Genomic DNA, 21,226 nt, shown 5'->3' on the forward strand with positions numbered 1-21,226 from the left:
GCGGCAGCGTACCGGTCAGCCCGGACCGACCAGCCCGTGGATCGAGTACCGCTCCATGGACAGGTACGGGAACAGCGGCTTCGCGTACGGGCTGGCCGCGAAGTAGCCCTGCAGCCGGTCGTGGTTCACGGCGTTGTCCACCGCCATCATGATCGCCGTCTGCCCGATGGCCATGAACCGCGGCGCCAGCGTGCCGGTCCGCGCCTCGACGGCGTCCAGCAGCCCGTACTGGTTGTAGATCAGCGGGAACTTGGCGATCAGCTGCGTGATGTTGGCGAACGCCGGCTCCGGGATGATCGGCAACGCCAGGAACGCGGCCGACGGCGTGGTCACGTCGTCCGGCACCTCGCCCTGGTTGATGGCCAGCTCGGTCGCTCCGTAGTTGGTGTACCGCTGGGCGCCCGTCGGCGAGGTGGCCGCCGACCAGCCCCAGACCGGGGTCCTGGCGCCGAGCTGCCCGTACGCGCCGTGGGCCAGCGCGGTGTTCCGGTTGTTCATGCCGAGGCTCTGCGGCGCGATCGCCTGCTCCGGCACCACCATCGCCGGCGCGAGCGCCTGGTACAGGCTGCCGTTGAAGGTCGGCACGAACTTGATCCGGTCGTAGACGTAGTGGCCCTCGAAGATGGTGTACTGCTTGCCGTCCTGGGGATCGGTGTAGGTCCGGTTCAGGCCCTCCGGCACCTGGCGCTGCCGGTGGTCGGCCGGCGGCGTGCGGGCCAGCCCCCACCACAGCGCGCCCGGCACCTTGCCGCTGCCGATGGCCAGGTAGTCGGCGATGCGCGGCCCGGAGTAGAGGTTGTCGTACGTGGAGTCGGAGTAGCCCTGTCCGACCTGGTAGCCGTTGTACAGCACGTTCTCGGTGGCGTTGTACAGGAAGTCCCACCGCATCGCGTCCAGCAGCGCCTGGAAGCCGCCGGCCAGCGCCGGAAACGCTTGCGCGGCGGTCAGCATGCCCTGGGCCAGCCAACCGTTGTCCACAGTGGACACGTAGCCGTTCTTGATCGGACGGCCGCGCGGCGACTCGATGGCCTGCCCGGTGGTCGTGCTGTACCAGCGGAACAGGAAGCCGTCGTACTTCGCCAGCTTCTGGATCTGGGCCAGCACCGCCGCCGCTTCGGCCTGAGCCTTGTCGGACGTCTCCAGGCCGAGGTCCTTGGCCGCCACGATGGCGGTCAGGTAGTTCCCGATCAGCGACGGGTTGGTGTACTGCTGGTCGGGCGTCGCCGGCGCGAGCTCGACCGTGTTCGCCGGATCGCCCGCGAGCAGGACGCTGGCCAAGGGCAGGCTCGTCACCGGGTCCACGCCCGGCCCGGACAACAGCCGCCAGGTTCGGGCGGCGACCTCACGCAGGAACCCGATCTGGCCGTCGGTCAGGTGGGCGGTCGGGTCCACCACGACCGTGTCGTCCGCGGCGGCCGCCTGCCACTGGTCGGCCTCGACGGGTTCGGTCGTGGCGGCACACGCCGCGGTGAGGGCAACGGCTGCAACGAGCAGGCGATGCAGTCGGTTCACGCGTCTCCATTCGTCAGGTAGCGCGGTGCGAGCACCGGCCAGGTGATGTCCGGATTCGGCGCGACCCGGCGGGCAGGGCGCCACACGGGTCGGACCGGGCGGGTTCGCAGCAGCAGCAAGGCTTCCACGTTGGCCAGCCGCTTCACGATGACGAAGCCGAGGAACAGCGGCCACCACAGCAGGGACTTCCACAGCCGCCGGTAGAACAGCGCGCAGATCGTCACCAGCAGCATCGGCAGCTTGGCCAGCACGAAAAACGCGAGCAGATGGAACAGGTTCTGCCGGTTGTCGGGTTGCAACACCGCGGCCTGCAAGGCGAACAGGTAGGCGGCGAACTGCATCGGCTGCACCAGCCGCCGCGCTCCCTTGAAGAACTCGGCGAACCAGAACCGGGGGCCGGCGGAGCCCGCGGCGAACGGCACGAACCGGGCGAAGTTGTAGATGGACCCCTGGCTCCACCGCCGCCGCTGCAACCGCAGCTGGGCCAGGGATTCCGGCACGTCCTCGTACGCCCAGACGCGTCGGTCGTAGACGGCCCGGTAGCCGATCCGGGCCAGGCTGCAGGTGAAGTCGATGTCCTCGCCGAGCATGCCCTCCGGCCAGCCACCGACCTCCAGCGCCGCCGTGCGCCGCACCGCCGTGTAGTTGCCCGGCACGCACGGCTGCATGTCGACCACCGCGTACGCCAGTCGCGGCAGGCCGAAGCCGGCCGCCAGCTCCAGCGAGCGCATCCGGTCGACCCACGTGCGGAACGGGAACTTCGGCAGCATGAACGCACCCACCAGCCCGATCCGCGGATCCGCCTGGAACCAGGGGACGCTGTAGCGGAAGACGTTCGGGTGCAGCTCGCAGTCGGTGTCGTGGCGCACCACGTAGTCCGCGGTGCAGCGGGTGAGCGCCAGGTTGAGGGCGGTCGCCTTGCCGGTGTGGGAACCGGCGATCACCGTGCCCTGTAAGGCGGTCGCACGCGCCATCGCCTCCTCGGCCAGTCGTCGGGTGTCGTCGGTGGAGCCGTCGTCGCACAGGATCAGGTGCACCGGGCCGCCGTAGGCCGCCGCGGCCCGGTCGACGCTCTGCACCCAGCGCACGATGTTGGTCTCCTCGTTGAACGCCGGCCCGATCACGTCGATCGGCGGCGGGTTCGGCCCCGGCATCGGCAGCCGGCGCCGGCCGACCACCCGCAGGACCGACAACATGATGTAGAGACCGAACTTGAGGTAGACGGGAATCGCCAGCAGCAGGAACGTGTACGCCACCGGGTCGTCGCCGATCAGGCTGACCACGTAGGCCGCGCCGGCGGCGACGAACACCGACACCGCCGCCAGCGACACGATGGTCAGCACGGTGTCGAAGGTGTCGCCGGTGCGTCGGATCGGCACCTGCGTCGGCCGCGGCAGCAGGTAGGTCGTCAGCGCCAGCCGCATCGCCATCACGTACGCGACGGCGTAGTGCATCAGGATGCTGACCAGCGGGAAAGGCCCCAGTGGCAGGCGGAACTCGAGGCCGATCACGCCCAGCGCGGTGTCCGCGGTGAGCGACGCGAAGATCGCCAGCGGCGCGTGCAGCAAGATCAGCAGGCGCCGCAACGGACTCGCCCGCACGCAGAGCGCGAGCGCGACCGTGAACGCGAGGAAGCTGATCGGGATCACGGGCCGCAGGTGGGACACGTAGTCGGCCACCACGCCCGGCAGTGGCACGACCGACGTGACCGCGCGGCCGATCGCCCACCGGTACGAAGTGGACAGATCGGGGGAGCGCGCGCTGTTGAGCACGACGCTGCCGCCGAGGCAGATCACCACGAACGCGGCGACCCGCCGCAGTGACGGCGGATGCGGCTTGGGCAACCGCACCACATTGCCGACGCCACGGTCGGAGTCGTCGAACCGCCGCCGCAAGGCGTGCACGACCAGCACCGCGATCAAGGCGACGTTCAGCGCCAGCAGGACGAGCCCGGCCCAGCGGATCATGGGAAGACCACGCTGAGGCTCATGCCGGGAGTGGTCCCTTCGGGCCAGTGCGCCACGGTCAGCCGGACCGCGTACTCCACCGAGCCGGACTGGTCGATCGGCATCGGGATGACCTGGTCAACAGTGCCGTCCACGGTCCGCCGCAAGGCGTTCACGGTGACACGGGCCGGAGTTCCCTGCTTGAGCCCGGGCATCGCCGCCTCGGCCACCTGCGCGACCGCGTCGCTCTCCGAGCTGACGAGCGTGATCAGCGGATGTTGGTTGGCGGTGCCGGGATTCGCCGTCGAGTCGGCGCCGGCGGCCGGCGGGAACAGGCTGAACGCCGGCGCCTGTGCGGGCTGCATGGACTGTGGCCCGGCGAACCCGTGCACGCCGGTGGTGCCGTCGAGTTCGCCGGGCACGCCGCCGACATTGGCGATCACACCGTCGATGGGAGAGGTCAGCGTGAGCTGATCGAGGGCGTGCTGCGCCTGGTCGACGTCGGACTGCGCGGACGCCACCGCGGACTGCGCGGACGAGACGTCCGCGGCCGACGCCGGCTCGCCGGCGGCCGCGCGTTGGTTCCGGGTCAGCGCCAACGTGGACTGCGCCGAGGTGACGGCGTTCGCGGCGGTGTCCCGCAGCTGGGCCGTGGATGCCTTGGTGTGGACGAGGTTCGCGTTGGCGGTGGCGATGGCCGAGGCGTCCTTGCGGACCTGCGCCTGCAGGTTCGCGCAGAACGTCTTGTCGGTGTCGGAGCCGTTGGCGCACAAGGTGGACAGCTGCCTGTTGTCGGCGTCGTACGTCGACTGCGCGTCCGTGACGGCTTGCTGCGCCTGGGCGACTTCGGCGTCTGCCGTGGCGACTGCGTCGGCGGCGGCTTTCTGCGCACCCGCCAACTGCGAGTTCGCCTTGGCCACCTGAAGATCGAGGTTCTGCTTCGTGGACTCGGCCAACGCCGGCGACTGCAACGCCGTGAGCTTGGCCTGCGCCGCCGACAGCACCGCCTTCGCGTCGGCGAGGGTCGCCTTGGCCACGGCCTGGTCCTGCGTGGCCAGCGGCTGCCCCTTCTTGACGTGTTCGCCGGCCCGCACCATCACGTCCTGAATCCGCCCGGTCTGGGTGAAGTCCAGGTTCAGCGTCTGCTCGGGCTGCACGGCGCCGACGAAGCTGGTTCGGGCCGACACGTCCGCGTAGGTGAAGTAGGCCAGGACCGAGCCCCCGGACAGGATCGCCACCGCGACCAGAAGTTGACGTACCGACGAGTGCGGGAACTCCTTGCCCTTGGTCGGGTGATGCCCGTCGGGGGAGGGGGTGAGATCGGCTGCCGCGTTCATGCCGCGGACCCGGACCTGGCCGCGTGCCATCAGTCGACCGTCACCGGCTGCCGCACCGGCAGGTCCGTCAGCAGGTCCTCGGCGACGGCCATGCCCTCGCGCCACACCGACCGGCAGACGATCTTCGACGGGTCGACGCGGTCGCAGTAGCGGGCCGCGATGTCCGTGCACTCCTCGAGCAGCCCCTCGGACAGGGTGGTCGGCTTCAGGCCGAGCGCGAGGAACCGGTCGTTGCGCACCACCAGGTCGTTCTCCACCGCCTCCTGCCGTGGATTGGGCAGGTTCGCCACCTCGACACCGGTCATCGCGCTGACCAGTTCGGCCAGGTCGCGCACCCGGTGCGTCTCGGTGATCTGGTTGAACACGGTGGGCTTGGCGCCGGGCTCCGGCGGGTTGGAAAGCGCTATCTCTATGCAGCGCACGGTGTCCCGGATGTGGATGAACGCCCGCGTCTGCCCGCCGGTGCCGTGCACGGTCAGCGGGTGGCCGATGGCGGCCTGCATCAGGAACCGGTTCAGCACGGTGCCGAAGTCGCCGTCGTAGTCGAAGCGGTTGACCAGCCGCTCGTCGCGGGCGGTCTGCGGGGTCTGCGTGCCCCACACGATGCCCTGGTGCAGGTCGGTGATCCGCAGCCCGTCGTTGTGCGCGTAGAACGCGAACATGAGCTGGTCCAACGTCTTCGTCAGGTGGTAGACGGAGCCGGGGTTGGCCGGGTGCAGGATCTCGCGCTCCAGGTCGCCGTCGGGGGTGGGCACCTTGACGGTGAGGTAGCCCTCGGGGATGGGAGCCGAGCCGGACCAGCCGTAGCCGTACACGCCCATCGTGCCCAGGTGCACCAGCGCGGTCTCGCCGCCGGTCGCGACCAGCGCGGTCAGCAGGTTGTGAGTCGCCCGCACGTTGTTGTCCACGGTGTAACGCTTCGAGCCGGTGGACCGCATCGAGTACGGCGCCGCCCGTTGTTCGGCGAAGTGCACCACGGCATCGGGCCGAAGCCTGGTCAACACCGACACCAACCGGTCGTACTCGGTGGCGAGGTCCAGACGGACGAACCCGATGTCCCGTCCGGAAACCTGCCGCCAGACCCGCAACCGCTCGCCGAGCGCCCGGACCGGGGTCAGCGACTCGACCTCCAGTTCCAGGTCGATGGCTCGTCTGCTGAGGTTGTCGAGAATGGTCACGTCGTGGCCGTGGTCGGACAGGTGCAGCGCAGTGGGCCAGCCGCAGAATCCGTCTCCGCCCAGAACAAGTACACGCATGCGAGATGCACACCCCTTGGAGTTCTGTTCAGGGACCGCCATGACGCGACGAGGGCAGGGGGCCGCGCAGGCGGGGAGGACGTCGGCGAGAGAGCTTCAGGGTCCGCCGGCCAGGTGCGAGTTATTAGGAAACCTTCTTAACTCGGAGTCGGAGACTATTCGCATACGTGGACCTCGTCAAGCTTCCGGTCCCCGAGTGCCGCTCGTCTTCGGCCTCGCGTATGGAAACGATTTCAGGGTCTGACCTGGAGATGTCACCCCAATGGCGGGGGTTGACTGCTCGCGCCGGACGGGCCTACGCTCCGCCGCACGGTAAGGAAAGTTTCCTAACAAATTGGTCCGCTCCCCTGGAGGAGGACCCTCATGGACGCTCGCCCGCGCGCCGAACTCCGGCGCATCGCCGACCGGGCCGCCGCCGAACTGCGTGACGCCACCGCCGAGGAGATCCTGAGGTGGGCCGGAGGCACGTTCGGCGACCGGCTCGCGGTGGCCTCCTCGATGGCCGACACCGTGCTCGTCGACCTGGCCGCCCGCCACGCGCCCGGCGTGCACGTGTTGTTCCTGGACACCGGCTACCACTTTCCCGAGACCATCGGCACCCGGGACGCGGTGGCCGCGACATACCCGATCACGCTGGTCACGGTCTCCCCCGAGCAGACCGTGGCGGAGCAGGACCTCTGGTACGGGCCGGGGCTGTACGCCCGCGACCCCGACAAGTGCTGTGCCCTGCGCAAGATCGCGCCGCTCGACGCGGCGCTGGAGCACTACGACGCCTGGCTCACCGGCGTGCGCCGGGACGAGTCGCCGACCAGGGCGGACACGCCCGTCATCGGCTGGGACGACCGGCGCGGCAAGGTGAAGGTCAGCCCGCTCGCCGGGTGGACCGCGGACGACGTGGCGGAATACGCCGTACGGCAGGGAGTTCTGCTGAATCCGCTGCTCGCCGACGGCTACCTGTCCGTCGGCTGCCGCCCGTGCACCACCCGGGTCGACCCCGGCGCGGACCCGCGCAGCGGTCGCTGGACCGGCCGCGCGAAGACCGAGTGCGGCCTGCACCTCTGAGCTGCGACAACCACATTTCCGGCGGAACCGCCGCCCGCCGCGACCGAAAGGGGTTTCGGTGTGAGGGCGACGACCCGAGCACGGCACATCCTCTCGCACCTCGACGCCCTGGAGGCCGAGTCGGTGCACATCCTCCGCGAGGTGGCGGCGGAGTTCGAACGACCGGTGCTGCTGTTCTCCGGCGGCAAGGACTCGACGGTCATGCTGCATCTGGCGCGCAAGGCATTCCTGCCGGCGCCGATTCCGTTCCAGTTGTTACATGTGGACACCGGGCACAATTTCCCGGAGACGCTGGAATTCCGGGACCGTGCCGTCGCCCGCTTCGGCGTTCGGCTGTTGGTGGCGGACGTCCAGTCCTATATCGACGCCGGCGAACTGCGGGAACGGCCCGACGGCACGCGCAACCCGCTGCAGACCCTGCCGCTGCTGCGGGCCATCGAGGCCAACCGGTTCGACGCCGTGCTCGGCGGCGGCCGCCGCGACGAGGAGAAGGCCCGCGCCAAGGAAAGGGTTTTCTCGCTGCGTGACGAGTTCGGGCAGTGGGATCCGCGCCGGCAGCGACCCGAGCTCTGGCGGCTCTACAACGGGCGGCACCGGCCGGGCGAACACATGCGCGTCTTCCCCCTCTCCAACTGGACCGAGCTGGACGTCTGGGGCTACGTCCGGGCCGAGGGCATCGAGCTGCCCGCCATCTACTTCACCCACCGGCGAACGGTCTTCCTGCGCGACGGCATGTGGCTCGCGCCGGGGTCGTGGGGCGAGCCCCAGGCCGGGGAGCCGGTGCAGGAGCGGATGGTGCGCTACCGCACCGTCGGCGACATGTCCTGCACCGGCGCCGTCGACTCGCCGGCGTCCTCGGTGGACGAGGTGATCGCCGAGATCGCCGCGTCCCGCGTCACGGAACGGGGTTCCAGCCGCGCGGACGACCGGATGTCCGAGGCCGCCATGGAGGACCGCAAGCGGGAGGGCTACTTCTGATGACCACGACCGAGATCGCCGTCGGCGACCTGCTCCGGCTGGCGACGGCGGGCAGCGTCGACGACGGCAAGTCCACGCTGGTCGGGCGGCTGTTGCACGACACGAGCGCGGTCATGCCGGACCAGCTGGAGGCGGTCCGCCGGGCGTCCCGCGACCGCGGCCTGGCCGACGCCGACCTGGCGCTGCTCACCGACGGTCTGCGGGCCGAGCGGGAACAGGGCATCACGATCGACGTGGCGTACCGGTACTTCGCCACGGCCCGGCGGCGGTTCATCCTCGCCGACACACCGGGCCACGTGCAGTACACGAGGAACATGGTCACGGGGGCGTCGACCGCCGAGCTGGCGGTGGTCCTGGTGGACGCGCGGCACGGCTTCGTCGAGCAGACCGGTCGGCACACCGTGGTCTCAGCGCTGCTGCGCGTCCCGCACGTGGCGCTGGCGGTGAACAAGATGGACCTGGTCGGCTACGCCGAGGACCGGTTCGCCGAGATCGCCGGGGAATTCACCGAGTACGCACGGAAACTCGGCGTGCCGGACGTGGTGGCGATCCCCATGTCCGCGCTGCGCGGGGACAACGTCGTCGAGCCCAGCCCGCACATGACCTGGTACGCCGGGCCGACGCTGCTGGAACACCTGGAGACCGTGCCGACCGGTGGCGAGCCCGAGGCGACCCGGCTGCCCGTGCAGTACGTGCTCCGGGCGACCGACTTCCGTGGCTACGCCGGGCAGTTGTCCTCGGGCATGCTCCGCGTGGGTGACCCGGTGGCGGTGTCGCCGGCCGGGCACCGCACCCGTATCACCGGCATCGAGGTGGGCGGCACGCCGGTGGACGAGGCGTTCGCGCCGCAGTCGGTGGTGGTGCGGCTCGCCGACGCGGTGGACGTGGCCCGCGGCGACCTGATCACGCCGGTGTCGACCGTGCCGAGCCCGGCCGAGCGGCTGCTGGTCGTCGGCTGCCAACTGGCGTCGCGGCCGCTGCGCGTGGGCGACCGGGTGTTGGTGCGGCATACCACAAGGACCGTGCGGGCGGTGGTGGAGGCGATCGACGAGCGGTTGGACGTGCATTCGCTGAGCACCGACAACGCGGCGGACACGTTGTACACCAACGAGATCGCGCTGGTGTCGATGCGCACGGCCGAACCGGTCGCCGTCGATCCGTACGAGTACAACCGGCACTGTGGGGCCGTCCTGCTCATCGACGAGGCCAGTGGCGACACGCTGACGGCCGGAATGGTGGGCGTCCCACCGTGGTGGCCGTGAGACGGCTGTTGCCGGTCGCCGCCGCGGCACTGCTGCTGGCCGGCTGCACGGCGGCGGCCACCGAGAACGAGCTGAGACTGGGATACCTGGGCAATCTCACGCATGCGACGGCGATCGTCGGCGTGGCCGGCGGTTTCTTCGCCAAGGCACTGGGGGACATCCAACTCACCACGCAGGTGTTCAACGCCGGCCCGGCGGAGATGACCGCGCTGCTCGGCGGCCAGCTCGACGCCGCCTACGTCGGCCCGTCCTCCGCCTTGAACGGTTACGTCCGCAGCCACGGCCAGGCGCTGAAGATCGTCGCCGGCGCGACCATGGGCGGCGCGGAGCTCGTCGTCCGGCCCTCGATCACCGCGGCGGGGCAGCTCAAGGGGAAAACGCTTGCCACGCCCCAACTCGGCAACACCCAGGACGTGGCGCTGCGGTACTGGCTCAGCCAGCACGGCATGAGGACCACCACCGACGGCGGCGACGTGGCGATTCGCCCGCAGGACAACGCGACCACACTGGACCAGTTCCGCGCCGGCAAGATCGACGGCGCCTGGCTGCCGGAGCCGTGGGCATCCCGGCTCGTCGTGGCGGCGCAGGCGAAGGTGCTGGTGGACGAGCGTGACCTCTGGCCCGACGGCCGCTTCGCCAGCACGGATCTGGTGGTGTCGACGACGTTTCTCCGTGACCACCCGCAGGCCGTGCGGCGGCTGATCGACGGAGAACTGGCTGCCAACGACTGGGTCTCCGCCAATGCCGGCGAGGCCACCAGGACCGTCAACACCGAACTGCGACGGATCAGCGGCGCCGCGCTGACCGACGCCGAGGTCACGCGGGCCTGGGACGAGCAGCAGGTCACCGGCGATCCGCTGGCGTCGACCGTCGGCGTGCAGGCCGACCACGCCGTGACGGTCGGCCTGATGTCGGCCACCGACCTGCGGGGCATCGTGGACATCGGCCCGCTGAACGACGCGCTGGCGGCGAAGGGACGGCCGAAGGTGGACGACGCCGGCTTGGGGGACAAGCGATGACTCTGATCACCGCTCGATCGACGCGGCAGGCGGTCGCGCTCGACGGCGTGGGCAAGGCGTTCGACAGCGGGCCGCCGGTGCTGGAGGACATCTCGCTGACGGTGCGGTCCGGTGAATTCGTCTGCCTGCTGGGCGCTTCCGGCTGCGGCAAGTCCACGCTGCTCAACCTGATCGCCGGCCTGGACACCCCCACCGCGGGCAGCGTGGAGCTGGCCGGCGGGCATGCGGCGCTGATGTTCCAGGAGTCGGCGCTGTTCCCATGGCTGACGGCGACCCACAACGTGGAGTTGGCATTGCGGCTGCGGGGCGTGCCGCGCAAGGAGAGACAGGTGGAGGCGCACCGGCTGTTGTCGTTGGTACGCCTGGAACACGCCTGTGACATGCGGGCGCACGAGCTGTCCGGCGGGATGCGGCAACGGGTCGCGCTGGCCCGGGCCCTGGCCCAGGGCAGCGAGGTGCTGCTGATGGACGAGCCGTTCGCGGCGCTGGACGCGATCACCCGGGACGTGTTGCACGAGGAGCTGATCCGGCTGTGGCAGCACGCCGGGTTCAGCACGGTCTTCGTCACGCACAACGTGCGCGAGGCGGTCCGGCTGGCGGAGCGGGTCGTGCTGCTCACGTCGCTGCCGGGACGGATCGCGCGGGAGTGGACGGTGGACATCCCGCACCCGCGGCGCATCGAGGACGGGGCCGTGGCGCGGCTGTCCCTGGAGATCACCGAACACCTCCGGGAGGAGATCCGCAGACATGGCCAGACCTGAGCACAACGGACTGGCCCGGCTGGAGGCGGGCCTCGACTCGCTGGCCGGCGCCCGCGCCGCGCCACGGCGCCGACTGCGCCAGCAAGTGCTGCCGCCGGTGGTCGCCATAGCCGTGGTGCTGCTCGGCTGGCAGGGCCTCTACCTGGCCGGCGTGCAACCGGACTGGGTGCTGCCGGGGCCGGGCGAGGTGTGGCGGTCGCTGGTCACCGCGGCCGGCCGGGGCGAGGTCTGGTCCAGCATCGGGAACAGCCTTTCCCGTGGTGCGATCGGGTTTCTCGTGTCGGTGGCGATCGGCACGCCGCTGGGGGTCGTGGTCGGCCGCAGCCAGCCGGTGCGCACCGCCGTCGGCCCGATCCTGTCCGGGCTGCAGAACCTGCCCTCGGTGGCGTGGGTGCCGCCGGCGGTCATCTTCTTCGGTGTCACGCCGGCGACCATCTACACGGTGATCCTGCTCGGCGCCGTGCCGTCCATCGCCAACGGCCTGGTGTCCGGGCTGGACCAGGTGCCGCCGCTGTACCTCAAGGTGGGCCGGAACCTGGGTGCGAAAGGCTTTTCTTCGGTGGTGCACGTGTTGCTGCCGGCGGCGCTGCCCGGGTACGTCGCCGGCCTCAAGCAGGGCTGGGCGTTCGCCTGGCGGTCGCTGATGGCCGCCGAGATCATCGCGACCTCGGCCTCGCTCGGGCACGGCCTCGGCCAGCTGCTGAAACAGGCCCAGGACACCAATGACATGGCGCTGGCCTTCGGCACCATCGCGCTGGTGCTGGTCGTCGGCATCGGCGTGAACCAGCTGGTGTTCGCGCCGGTCGAGCGCCATGTGCTGCGGTCACACGGTTTGGCGTCGGGACCTCGGCGCTGAGTGTCCACTGTGGAGTGTGTGTGACCGGTTCGGTCAGGCCGGTGACCGGATCCCTCCGTTCGGGCGAACCGAGCCCGAAATTGTTAGGAAGGGTTCTTTACTAAGGCGGTGACGGGTCGTAAGCTTCGAATCACCGCCGCCTTCGCAGTCCTGGCGCCCTGCCAGTCAGCTACGGAGGCAACCATGAGGAGACGAGCGATCGTCCCCGTCCTGACGTCCGGTGTGCTCGCGGTGTTCGCCGTCATCGCCATGGTGCTCGCCGGAGTCGGACCGGCGTCGGCCGCCGCGCCGCACGCGTCCCAGCAGACGTTCCTGACCTTCTACGGCTGGTGGGACAACACGCCCCCGGGTGGCGACATCGCGCACCCGGTCAAGCACAAGACCGCGGGCGGCGTCGGCACCTTCGACGACCCGATCACGTTCGCCACCTCCACCAAGGAGGTGAAGCCGGGCGGCAAGATCTACGTGCCGCGTGTGGGCAAGTACTTCATCATGGAGGACGACTGCGACGAGTGCAGCTCCGACTGGAACGGCAAGGGCCCCAACGGCGGCCCGAAGCTGGCCCACTTCGACCTGTGGCTCGGCGGCAAGGGCGGCGACCCGTTCAAGGCCATCCAGTGCGAGGTCGCGCTCACGCACTACAACAAGGACAACACGCCGACCATGGAACCGGTGATCGTCAACCCCGGCTCGGGCGAGAAGGTCAGCAAGGACCCGATCTTCAACACCAGCACCGGCGAGTGCTACGGCGGCGCGACCCCGACGATCACGGTCGGCCCGTACAGGAACCCGGCCTCGGCGGTATGCCTGGACGCGCCGGCCGGCGCCACCAAGATCGGCGTGAAGTCCTGTGACGGCTCGGCCGAGCAGAACTTCACGTTCGACGGCACCTTCCTGAGCATCCGCAACCTGTGCGCCGACTCCAAGGGCGGCGACATCGCGCTCAAGAAGTGCACCGGAGGCCCGACGCAGCAGTGGTCGGCCAACCCGAGCGGGACCATCTCCGACATCCAGACCGGCAAGAAGTGCTTCCGCGCGACGAAGACCGCGGTGACCGCGGGTAGCTGTTCCGGCTCGGCGGCGCAATGGACCTTCCCCACGGCCTGATCCGTTCAGGCCAGAAAGCCCAGGCAGGGGCGGGACGTCGCCGGCCCCCACGCGCGTCAGGGTGCGCCACGGGGCCGGCGGCGGACTGGGGCGTCCGTCGCATCGTGCGCTGCCGCCACACACTGCCGTTCACCGTTTCATCTCTCCCTTCGGAGGAACCCTCGTGAACCGAAAGCGGGTCGTCGCGCTCGTGACGGCCACTCTGTGCGTCGCCGGCGGTCTGGCGTTGTCCCAGGAGGTGGCCACCGGCGCCACCCCGGGCAGCAAGGCGCTGACCAAACTGGACACCTCGGCCGGCAACCGGCGGGCGCCGATCCCCGGTCTGTACGACTGGAGCAAGGCCGGCTTCCGCGGTGGGCAGGACCTGCCCGGCCCGAGCGCCGTCAATCCCGACGCCAAGTGCCAGATCACCGCGGCGCAGCTGGCCAGCACGTACAAGGTGAAGCCGGACGACAACGTCGACGACACCAACGGCATCCAGCAGGCCATCGACAAGCTGCACAAGGACTGCTCGCCCAGCGGCAGCTACACCAAGCTGAGCCTGATCACCTTCCCGGCCGGCACGCTCAACGTCACGCACGAGATCCACGTCGACGCCAACTACCTGATCCTGCGCGGCGCCGGCACGGACAAGACGAAGTTCGTCTACGCGCCGGACAAGAACACCCAGTACGACGTGTTGACGCCGGACGGCGACCAGTGGGACCAGAAGAACATGAACTACGAGGACGGCTCCGGCGGCTGGCTGTGGCCGGGCCGCGGCCTGTTCCGCGTGCAGTCCCGCAAGGTCGACCCCAGCTACGCCAGCGAGTACAAGAGCGCCCCGGCCAACCGCAAGGACATCTTCGAGGGCACGATCAACGTGCACTGGAAGGCCGGCGCCAAGCTGCGGGCCAAGCCGGGTGACAAGGGCTTCTCGGCGCGCCAGGGCGACAAGGTCGTGTACCTGGACAACAGCGCCAAGATGACGAACATGAAGGTCGGCGGCTTCATCAACATCCGGGCCGCGAACTCGATGAAGTTCTACCAGTCGATGAACGCCGTCCCGACCACGTGGCCGTTGCAGAACCTGCACATGCGCCAGCAGTGGTTCACCATCTCGGCGGTCGACACCAAGAACCACACGGTGACCGTGGACAAGCCGCTGGAGTACGACGTGCCGGTCGACTCCACGTCGGACGGTTCGGCGCCGATCGACGGCAGTGTCTACGCGTCGAAGGCGTCGCCGATCGTCGACCCGATCGTCGGCGTCGGCTTCGAGGACTTCTCCTACACCCAGGTGGCCCCGCCCGGCGTCACCGAGGCGCAGGCGAAGGACAACTACGGCAACCTGGCCCCGTCGCTGGCCATGCAGGGCATCGTGTTCAAGTGGGCGGCCAACTCCTGGGTGACCGGCATCCACGCGATGATGACCGGGTCGCACCCGATCGTCACCGAGGAGGCCAAGAACCTGCAGATCGTGAACAACGAGCTGGACGGCTCGTGGAACAAGGGCAAGGGCGGCAACGGCTACTTCCGCGGCTCCCGCGTGTGGGACTCGCTCTACGCCGGCAACACCACCCGCGACCTGCGCCACTTCACCTTCCAGTGGTCCGCGTCGGGCAACGTGGCGATCGGCAACGACATCGACTCGGACTTCAACATCCACGGCGGCTACGAGCGCAACAACCTGTTCGAGCTGAACACGAACAACGTGTCCTACGCGCACCGGTCCGGCAACTGCACCGCGCACTGCGGTGACGAGGGCAACGACCCGCCGGACGACTCCACCTGGTTCCCGATCTACTGGTCGACCGGCCAGAAGGCGGTCAAGTGGTCCGGTTCCTCGGGCCCGCGCAACGTCTTCTTCGACAACACGATGACCAAGCAGGTCACCGACGGGGCCGCGTACACGCCGTACTACCCGGACCACAGCAAGATCTACCAGTTCGGCTGGGACGGCAAGGCGTTCCACCACCTCGACGTGGGCGGCAAGCCGATCGTGGACTGGGCGCACAACGAGCAGAACGACTACACCAAGGGCCACGGCGTCGACGACACCATGACCGACAAGGGTCCGTCGCTGTTCCTGAAGTCGGTGGCGAAGTGATCCCCGGGATCAAGACGCTGGCCGCGGCGGCGCTGGTGACGCAGTTCGCCGTGCACCCGGCCGCGTCGACGATCAATGTCGGCAACGCGGCCGAGCTGGTCGCCGCGTTGAAGGCCGCGAAGCCGGGCGACACCATCAAGTTGGCCGACGGCGACTACGGCGACCAGTTCATCGCCACCACGTCCGGCACGGCGTCCGCGCCGATCACCTTGGTGGGCAGTGCCAAGGCCGTGCTGCACGACCCGAAGTTCAAGGCGAGCGACACCGACTGCCCGTCCGGTCAGACCGGCTACGGGTTCTGGCTCAAGGGCGCGAGCTACTGGAACCTCAAGGGGTTCAGCGTCACGCAGTCCAAGAAGGGCATCGTCCTGGACGGCGCCACGCACGTGACGATCGACGGTGTCACCGTGCACGACATCGGCTACGAGGGCGTGCACTTCCGCAAGAGCAGCGCCTACGGTGTGATCAAGAACTCGACCGTGTACAACACGGGTCTCGAGGAGCCGGGCTACGGCGAGGGTGTGTACATCGGCTCGTCCAACAGCAACTGGCACTGCTACGGCACCAACGGCGGCAAGAGCCCGGATGCCAGCGACTACGTCCAGGTGCTGAACAACAAGATCGGGCCGAACGTGGCCGCCGAGGGCCTGGACGTCAAGGAGGGCACGCACGACGGTGTGATCGACGGCAACACCCTGGACGGGACCGGCGAGAAGAACGAGAACTCGGCCGACTCCACGATGGACATCAAGGGCGACAAGTACAAGATCACCAACAACACCGCCGAGAACGCCTACCTCGACGTGATCCAGACGCACAACCTGTGGAAGAAGACCGGTTGTGGCAACACGTTCAGCAACAACACGCTGACCGTGACCAACAAGGACGGCTACGGCATCAACGCCACGAACCAGAGCCAGTGCGTGTCGTCGAAGTCGCCGAACGTCATCGGCGCGTCCAACAAGAGCACCGGGGGCAAGGGGTTGTCCAAGACCCCGACCACGCCCGGTGTCTAGGTGATCCAGGGGCCGTCCCGCATATCAGCCGCTGTGCGGGCCGGCCCCGGCCATCCCTGCCGGAAAGGACCGTTCCCTGTGATCAAGACCATCGCGGCGGCCGCACTGGTGGCGCAGTTCGCCGTGCACCCCGTCGCATCCACGATCAACGTCGGCAACGCGGCCGAGCTGATCGCCGCGCTGAAGGCGGCCAAGCCGGGCGACACCATCCAGCTGGCCGACGGCGACTACGGCGACCAGTTCATCGCCACGACCTCGGGCACCGCGTCCGCGCCGATCACCCTGGTGGGCAGCGCGAAGGCGGTGCTGCACGACCCGAAGTTCAAGCTCGGCGACACCGACTGCCCGTCCGGCCAGACCGGCTACGGCCTCTGGCTGCAGGGCGCGAACTACTGGAACCTCAAGGGTTTCAGCGTCACCAAGTCCAAGAAGGGCATCGTGCTCGACGGGGCTTCGCACGTGACGATCGACGGGGTGAGCGTGCACGACATCGGGTACGAGGGTGTGCACTTCCGCAAGAGCAGCTCGTACGGCGTGATCAAGAACTCCACGGTGTACAACACCGGCACCGAGGAGCCGGGTTACGGCGAGGGCGTGTACCTGGGGTCGGCCAACAGCAACTGGGAGTGCTACGGCGCCAACGGCGGCAAGGATCCAGACGCCAGCAACTACATCCAGGTGCTGAACAACAAGATCGGCCCGAACGTCGCCGCCGAGGGCATCGACGTCAAGGAGGGCACCCACGACGGCGTGATCGACGGCAACACCCTGGACGGGACCGGCGAGAAGAACCAGCACGACGCCGACTCCACGATGGACATCAAGGGCGACAAGTACAAGATCACCAACAATGTCGCCAAGAACGCCTATCTCGACGTCATCCAGCTGCACAACGTCTGGGGCAAGACCGGCTGCGGCAACACGTTCAGCAAGAACACGCTGACCGTGAAGAACAAGAACGGGTACGGGATCAACGCGACCGACCAGAGCCAGTGCGTCTCGGCGAAGTCGCCGAACATCATCGGCGCCTCCAACAAGAGCACCGGCGGCAAGGGCCTGTCCAAGACCCCGACCACCCCGGGCGTCTGAGCAGGCGGTGGGGGCCGGTTCCCGGCCCCCACCCCGTCAGGCGATCGGCCGGCGCAGGCGGGCGTTGACGGGTCACGGTCACCGCGCCGCTGGTCAGCCCGATGAGCGCCGCGTCGCTCGGTGCAGGGGAGGGTGTCGTGGTAGACGAATTCGGGTGCTTCCGGGGCGAACTGGATCTCGGGGCTGATCACCGGCGGTGTGGGTGAGCAGGTCCCTGAGGGCGATGCCGTCGATCAGCATGACGACAGCCGTGGCGGCGATCACCTTGGCGATTCCGTAGGTGCGGAACGGAGAGAGGGACAGATCGGGGGAGGGACAGGACAGCCGCGAGAGGGTGGAGCTACACCAAGATGTGCCGCATCAGCTCGTCGACGATGGCGGGCAGCTCGGCCAGTGAGCCACCCCCGAAGACGTAGAAGTCGGGGCGGGTGACCACGACCTCCCAGCCCCGGGCCGCGAGGTGGGACGCATACTTGCCCTGAACGTCAACCACGTCGCCGCCGACGTGGACGAGCTGGGTGCCGATGGCCTTCAGGAACTCCAGCTGCCGAGAGTCCAGGACAGACGCGGGATCGGCCACAGTGGACACGATGGTGAAGCCGGAACCGATGACGTCGTCGAAAAGCCCCTCGACGCCGTCACGACGGACCACGGCCTGCAGGCTGAGCTCGCCGGCGCCGGGCTGGGGACGGACGATGCCGGCCAGTGGCGGGATCTCGGGCATGGGCATCGCCGTGCCGGTGCGGAAATCCTCGTCCCGACGGGCGGCCTCCGCGGGGTCGAGCACGGACGTCACCTTGCCGGTCTCGATGGAAAGGCGCGTCCACGCAAGGAGATTCGGCTCCCGCTCCGGCTGGTACGTGTCGAGCAGCGCGGGGGAGGAGACGCCACGCAGCACGAGGTCGAGTTTCCACGCGAGGTTGGTGGCGTCGCGAATGCCGGAGCACATGCCCTGCCCCTGGAACGGCGGCATGGTGTGGGCGGCGTCGCCGGCCAGGAAAACCCGACCGTGCCGCCATTCCCGGGCGATCTTGGCCTCGAACTGCCACACGTGCTGCCGGACGATCGACAGGTCGTCGGAGGTGAGTCCGAGACGGGCCAGCAACTCCCACGCCACCGCCGGGTCGGACATCTGCTCGGCGGTCTCGCCGGGCAGCAGCCGCCACTCGAAGCGACGGTGCCGCCGGCCCAGCGGCAGCACGGTCGTCGGCCGCTCGGGATCGCACCACTGACCGGTGTCCAGCTCCAGGTGCACCGGCCGCTTGCGGCGGCAGTCGGCGTTGAGCCACTCCTCGGAGTAGCCGAGGTCGTAGCGCTCGATGCCCAGCAGCTGCCGGACCAGGCTCCGGCCGCCGTCGGCGGCGATCACGTACCGCCCGCGCAGGACGATCGACTCCTCCGCCCGGGCCGGACCGTACGGATCCGCCTCGGACGCGGGCGCAACCGCATGCACCTCAACATGATCGGGCCCCGGCACCACGTCGCGTACCTGAAAGCCGCGCCGCAGCGTCACGTTGGGGTCGTCGCACAGGCGGGAATGCAGCGGGTCCTCCATCGTCGGCTGGTACATCATGAAGTCCGACGGATAGCCCGAGATGCCCTCGGACGCCCACGGGAACTCGGCCAGCAGCTCGCCCTTGCCGTTGCGCATGGTGTACGTCTCGCAGGCGACGGCGTCCTGTAGGAAGGTCTCGGTGCAGTCCAACAGCTGCAGCGTCCGCACGACCTCGTGGTCGACGTGCCCGGCGCGGGGCAGGTTGTACAGGTTGGGATGCTTCTCGACGAGGGCGACGGTGTGCCCGAGCCGGCCGAGCAGCCCGGCCGCGACGAGGCCGACGGGGCCGGCGCCGATGACAACGACGTCGTGCACTTCAGCGGACACGGAGTCTCCTCGGTCATTGGGCGGTGTACCCGCCGTCGATCACCAGGCTGGATCCGGTGACGAAGGCCGCGGCGGGATCGGCCAGGAACACGGCGGCGGCCGCGACCTCGGCGACGAGGCCGAGCCGGCCGAGCGGGATCCGGCGCAGCGTGTCGGCCCGGAACTCCTGGTCGGCGAAGTACGGTGCGGTCAAGGGGGTTTCGACGTAGCCGGGGGCGATGGTGTTGACCCGGATGCCGTGCGGACCCAGTTCCACCGCCAACGCCTTGGTCATCCCCTCCACGGCGTGCTTGGCGGCGCAGTACACCGACCGGTCGGCCGCGCCGACCTGTCCCATCTGCGACGACACCGTGATCACCGAGCCGCCGGTGCCGGCGGCGATCATCCGGGCCACCACGGCCTGCGTCAGGAAGTACGTGGACCGCACGTTCAGGTCGAAGATCGTGTCGAAGGTGTCGGGGGAGACCGCGACGAACGGCATCGGCGCGTTCGTGCCGGCGTTGTTCACCAGCACGTCGACGGGACCGACGCCATCCAGCACGGCCTCGAACCGGGCCAGATCCAGCACGTCGCACGGCACCGCGACGGCCTCGCCGCCGTGGGAACGGATCTCCTGGGCCGCCGATTCGATCTCGGCACCGGTCCGGCTGACCAACACCACCCGGGCTCCGGCCGCGGCCAGCGCCAGCGCGATGCCCCGGCCGAGTCCGCGCCCGGCGCCGGTGACGAGCGCGGTCTGACCGTCCAAAGTGGTCACAGCGCCCACTCGGGCAACTCGCCGCGCACGCGGGCCGCGCGGATGTCGCCGGACCGGGCGTGGCCCTCGAAGAACTCGGCCCGCGCCGCACGTCCGCACAGCTCACCCAGCTCAGCGCTGGACTGCGCGTTGCGAACCTCCTGGTACGTGACCGTGCGCAGGAACTTGCCCACCCACAGGCCGCCGGTGTAGCGAGCCGCGCCGCGCGTGGGCAGCGTGTGGTTGGTGCCGATCACCTTGTCCCCGTAGGAAACGCACGTTCCCTCGCCGAGGAACAGCGCGCCGTAGTGCCGCATGGAGTCCAGGGCCTGCCGGGGGTTCTCGGTCAGCACCTGGACGTGCTCGGCGGCGAACTCGTCGGCCAGCCCGAACGCTTCCTCCCGGCTGGAAACCACGTGCACCTGGCCGTGGTCGCGCCACGCCGGCTCGGCGAAGTCGCGGGTCGGCATGCCCGGCAGCAGCCGGTCGACGTGCTCGATCACCGCTCGGCCGACCGCCTCCGAGGTGGTGATCAGGATGGCCGGCGAGTCGGGGCCGTGCTCGGCCTGGCTGAGGAGGTCGACCGCCACCAGCAGCGGGTCCGCGGTGTGGTCGGCGACGATGAGGATCTCGGTCGGCCCGGCGAACAGGTCGATGCCGACCTCGCCGAACAGCTGCCGCTTGGCCTCGGCGACGTAGGCGTTGCCCGGCCCCGCGAGCATGTCGACCTTGCCGATCGTCTCGGTGCCGACGGCCAGCGCCGCGACCGCCTGCACGCCGCCGAGCAGCAGGATCTCGTCCGCGCCGGCCAGGTGCATGGCGGCGATGGTGGCGGCCGGGATCTCGCCGCGGATCGGCGGCGTGCAGGCCGTCACGCGCTCGACACCGGCGACTTTCGCGGTCAGCACGGTCATGTGCGCCGACGCCAGCAGCGGGTAGCGGCCACCGGGCACGTACGCGCCGACGGCGTCGACCGGATTGTGCTTCTGGCCGAGGAAAACGCCCGGCGCCGTCTCGATTTCGAACTCGTGCATCGAGGCCAGTTGCCGCTCGGCGAAGTGCCGCACGTTGGCCTGCACCGTGCGGATGTCGTCGATGGTCTGCGCCGGCACGGTCGCCACGATCCGCTCGATCTCGTCGGCGGTGAGCCGGAACTGCTCCGGCGACCAGTTGTCGAAGCGGGCCGAGTACTCGCGGACGGCCGCGTTGCCACGCTCGCGGATGTCCGCGATGACCGAGGTGACGGTCGCCGCCACGGCCTCGGAGCCGGCGCGACCCGATGCGCTCGGCACGGCCTTCTTCAGTTCGTGGGACATGG

Annotated in this window: 17 protein-coding genes; 10 read left to right on the forward strand and 7 right to left on the reverse strand. The window is 69.4% G+C overall.

Annotated elements, in window-relative coordinates; all coding sequences use genetic code 11:
• Nucleotides 1-15: 15 nt before the first annotated feature.
• The 4 genes from BJ998_RS35410 to BJ998_RS35425 are packed head-to-tail and all read right to left on the reverse strand — an operon-like array spanning nt 16 to nt 6,051.
• Nucleotides 16-1,512 carry a glucoamylase family protein gene (locus BJ998_RS35410; protein ID WP_184867650.1) on the reverse strand — a complete coding sequence of 499 codons (1,497 nt, stop codon included), beginning with the start codon at nt 1,510-1,512 and terminating at the stop codon, nt 16-18.
• Nucleotides 1,509-3,479, reverse strand: coding sequence for a glycosyltransferase family 2 protein (locus BJ998_RS35415; RefSeq protein WP_184867651.1), 1,971 nt, complete (start codon nt 3,477-3,479; stop codon nt 1,509-1,511). Before BJ998_RS35415 ends, BJ998_RS35410 begins: the two co-directional genes overlap by 4 nt.
• On the reverse strand, nt 3,476-4,825 hold the full coding sequence (locus BJ998_RS35420; RefSeq protein ID WP_184867652.1) for an HlyD family secretion protein: 1,350 nt from the start codon (nt 4,823-4,825) through the stop codon (nt 3,476-3,478). Before BJ998_RS35420 ends, BJ998_RS35415 begins: the two co-directional genes overlap by 4 nt.
• On the reverse strand, nt 4,825-6,051 hold the full coding sequence (locus tag BJ998_RS35425; RefSeq protein WP_184867653.1) for an NAD-dependent epimerase/dehydratase family protein: 1,227 nt from the start codon (nt 6,049-6,051) through the stop codon (nt 4,825-4,827). Before BJ998_RS35425 ends, BJ998_RS35420 begins: the two co-directional genes overlap by 1 nt.
• A gap of 363 nt (nt 6,052-6,414) precedes the next feature.
• Here BJ998_RS35425 and BJ998_RS35430 point away from each other — a divergent pair, with 363 nt between their 5' ends.
• The 10 genes from BJ998_RS35430 (at nt 6,415) to BJ998_RS35475 (ending at nt 17,290) form a co-directional block, all read left to right on the forward strand.
• Nucleotides 6,415-7,113 (forward strand): phosphoadenylyl-sulfate reductase, encoded by a 699-nt coding sequence (locus BJ998_RS35430; RefSeq protein ID WP_184867654.1) that lies wholly within the window; start codon nt 6,415-6,417, stop codon nt 7,111-7,113.
• A gap of 60 nt (nt 7,114-7,173) precedes the next feature.
• Nucleotides 7,174-8,091: a sulfate adenylyltransferase subunit CysD gene (gene cysD, locus BJ998_RS35435; RefSeq protein ID WP_184867655.1), complete on the forward strand. Its 918-nt coding sequence runs from the start codon at nt 7,174-7,176 to the stop codon at nt 8,089-8,091.
• Entirely contained in the window at nt 8,091-9,353 is a 1,263-nt protein-coding gene (locus BJ998_RS35440) for a sulfate adenylyltransferase subunit 1 (protein WP_184867656.1), read from the forward strand. Before cysD ends, BJ998_RS35440 begins: the two co-directional genes overlap by 1 nt.
• On the forward strand, nt 9,350-10,372 hold the full coding sequence (locus BJ998_RS35445) for an ABC transporter substrate-binding protein (protein WP_312890479.1): 1,023 nt from the start codon (nt 9,350-9,352) through the stop codon (nt 10,370-10,372). The genes BJ998_RS35440 and BJ998_RS35445 overlap by 4 nt, the downstream gene beginning before the upstream one ends.
• Entirely contained in the window at nt 10,369-11,133 is a 765-nt protein-coding gene (locus tag BJ998_RS35450) for an ABC transporter ATP-binding protein (RefSeq protein ID WP_184867657.1), read from the forward strand. Before BJ998_RS35445 ends, BJ998_RS35450 begins: the two co-directional genes overlap by 4 nt.
• Nucleotides 11,120-11,989: an ABC transporter permease gene (locus tag BJ998_RS35455; RefSeq protein ID WP_184867658.1), complete on the forward strand. Its 870-nt coding sequence runs from the start codon at nt 11,120-11,122 to the stop codon at nt 11,987-11,989. Before BJ998_RS35450 ends, BJ998_RS35455 begins: the two co-directional genes overlap by 14 nt.
• Nucleotides 11,990-12,172: 183 nt before the next feature.
• A complete protein-coding gene (locus BJ998_RS35460; protein ID WP_184867659.1) occupies nt 12,173-13,096 on the forward strand; it encodes a ricin-type beta-trefoil lectin domain protein in 924 nt (307 codons plus the stop codon).
• Nucleotides 13,097-13,259: 163 nt separating this feature from the next.
• Nucleotides 13,260-15,185 carry a hypothetical protein gene (locus BJ998_RS35465; protein WP_312890480.1) on the forward strand — a complete coding sequence of 642 codons (1,926 nt, stop codon included), beginning with the start codon at nt 13,260-13,262 and terminating at the stop codon, nt 15,183-15,185.
• The gene (locus BJ998_RS35470; RefSeq protein ID WP_184867660.1) at nt 15,182-16,201 is read left to right on the forward strand and encodes a right-handed parallel beta-helix repeat-containing protein; all 1,020 of its coding nucleotides are present in this window, start codon (nt 15,182-15,184) and stop codon (nt 16,199-16,201) included. Before BJ998_RS35465 ends, BJ998_RS35470 begins: the two co-directional genes overlap by 4 nt.
• 78 nt (nt 16,202-16,279) lie before the next feature.
• Nucleotides 16,280-17,290: a right-handed parallel beta-helix repeat-containing protein gene (locus tag BJ998_RS35475; protein WP_184867661.1), complete on the forward strand. Its 1,011-nt coding sequence runs from the start codon at nt 16,280-16,282 to the stop codon at nt 17,288-17,290.
• Between the two features lie 340 nt (nt 17,291-17,630).
• On the opposite strand, the gene BJ998_RS35480 is transcribed toward BJ998_RS35475, so the two are convergent.
• The 3 genes from BJ998_RS35480 to hisD are packed head-to-tail and all read right to left on the reverse strand — an operon-like array spanning nt 17,631 to nt 21,224.
• Nucleotides 17,631-19,172, reverse strand: coding sequence for a bifunctional 3-(3-hydroxy-phenyl)propionate/3-hydroxycinnamic acid hydroxylase (locus tag BJ998_RS35480; protein ID WP_184867662.1), 1,542 nt, complete (start codon nt 19,170-19,172; stop codon nt 17,631-17,633).
• Between the two features lie 13 nt (nt 19,173-19,185).
• Complete coding sequence (locus BJ998_RS35485; protein WP_221338231.1) at nt 19,186-19,929, reverse strand: SDR family NAD(P)-dependent oxidoreductase; 744 nt, start codon at nt 19,927-19,929, stop codon at nt 19,186-19,188.
• Complete coding sequence (gene hisD, locus BJ998_RS35490) at nt 19,926-21,224, reverse strand: histidinol dehydrogenase (protein WP_184867664.1); 1,299 nt, start codon at nt 21,222-21,224, stop codon at nt 19,926-19,928. Before hisD ends, BJ998_RS35485 begins: the two co-directional genes overlap by 4 nt.
• Between the last annotated feature and the right edge of the window lie 2 nt (nt 21,225-21,226).

The organism is Kutzneria kofuensis (assembly GCF_014203355.1).
In the GTDB taxonomy this organism is placed as follows: Bacteria; Actinomycetota; Actinomycetes; order Mycobacteriales; family Pseudonocardiaceae; genus Kutzneria; species Kutzneria kofuensis.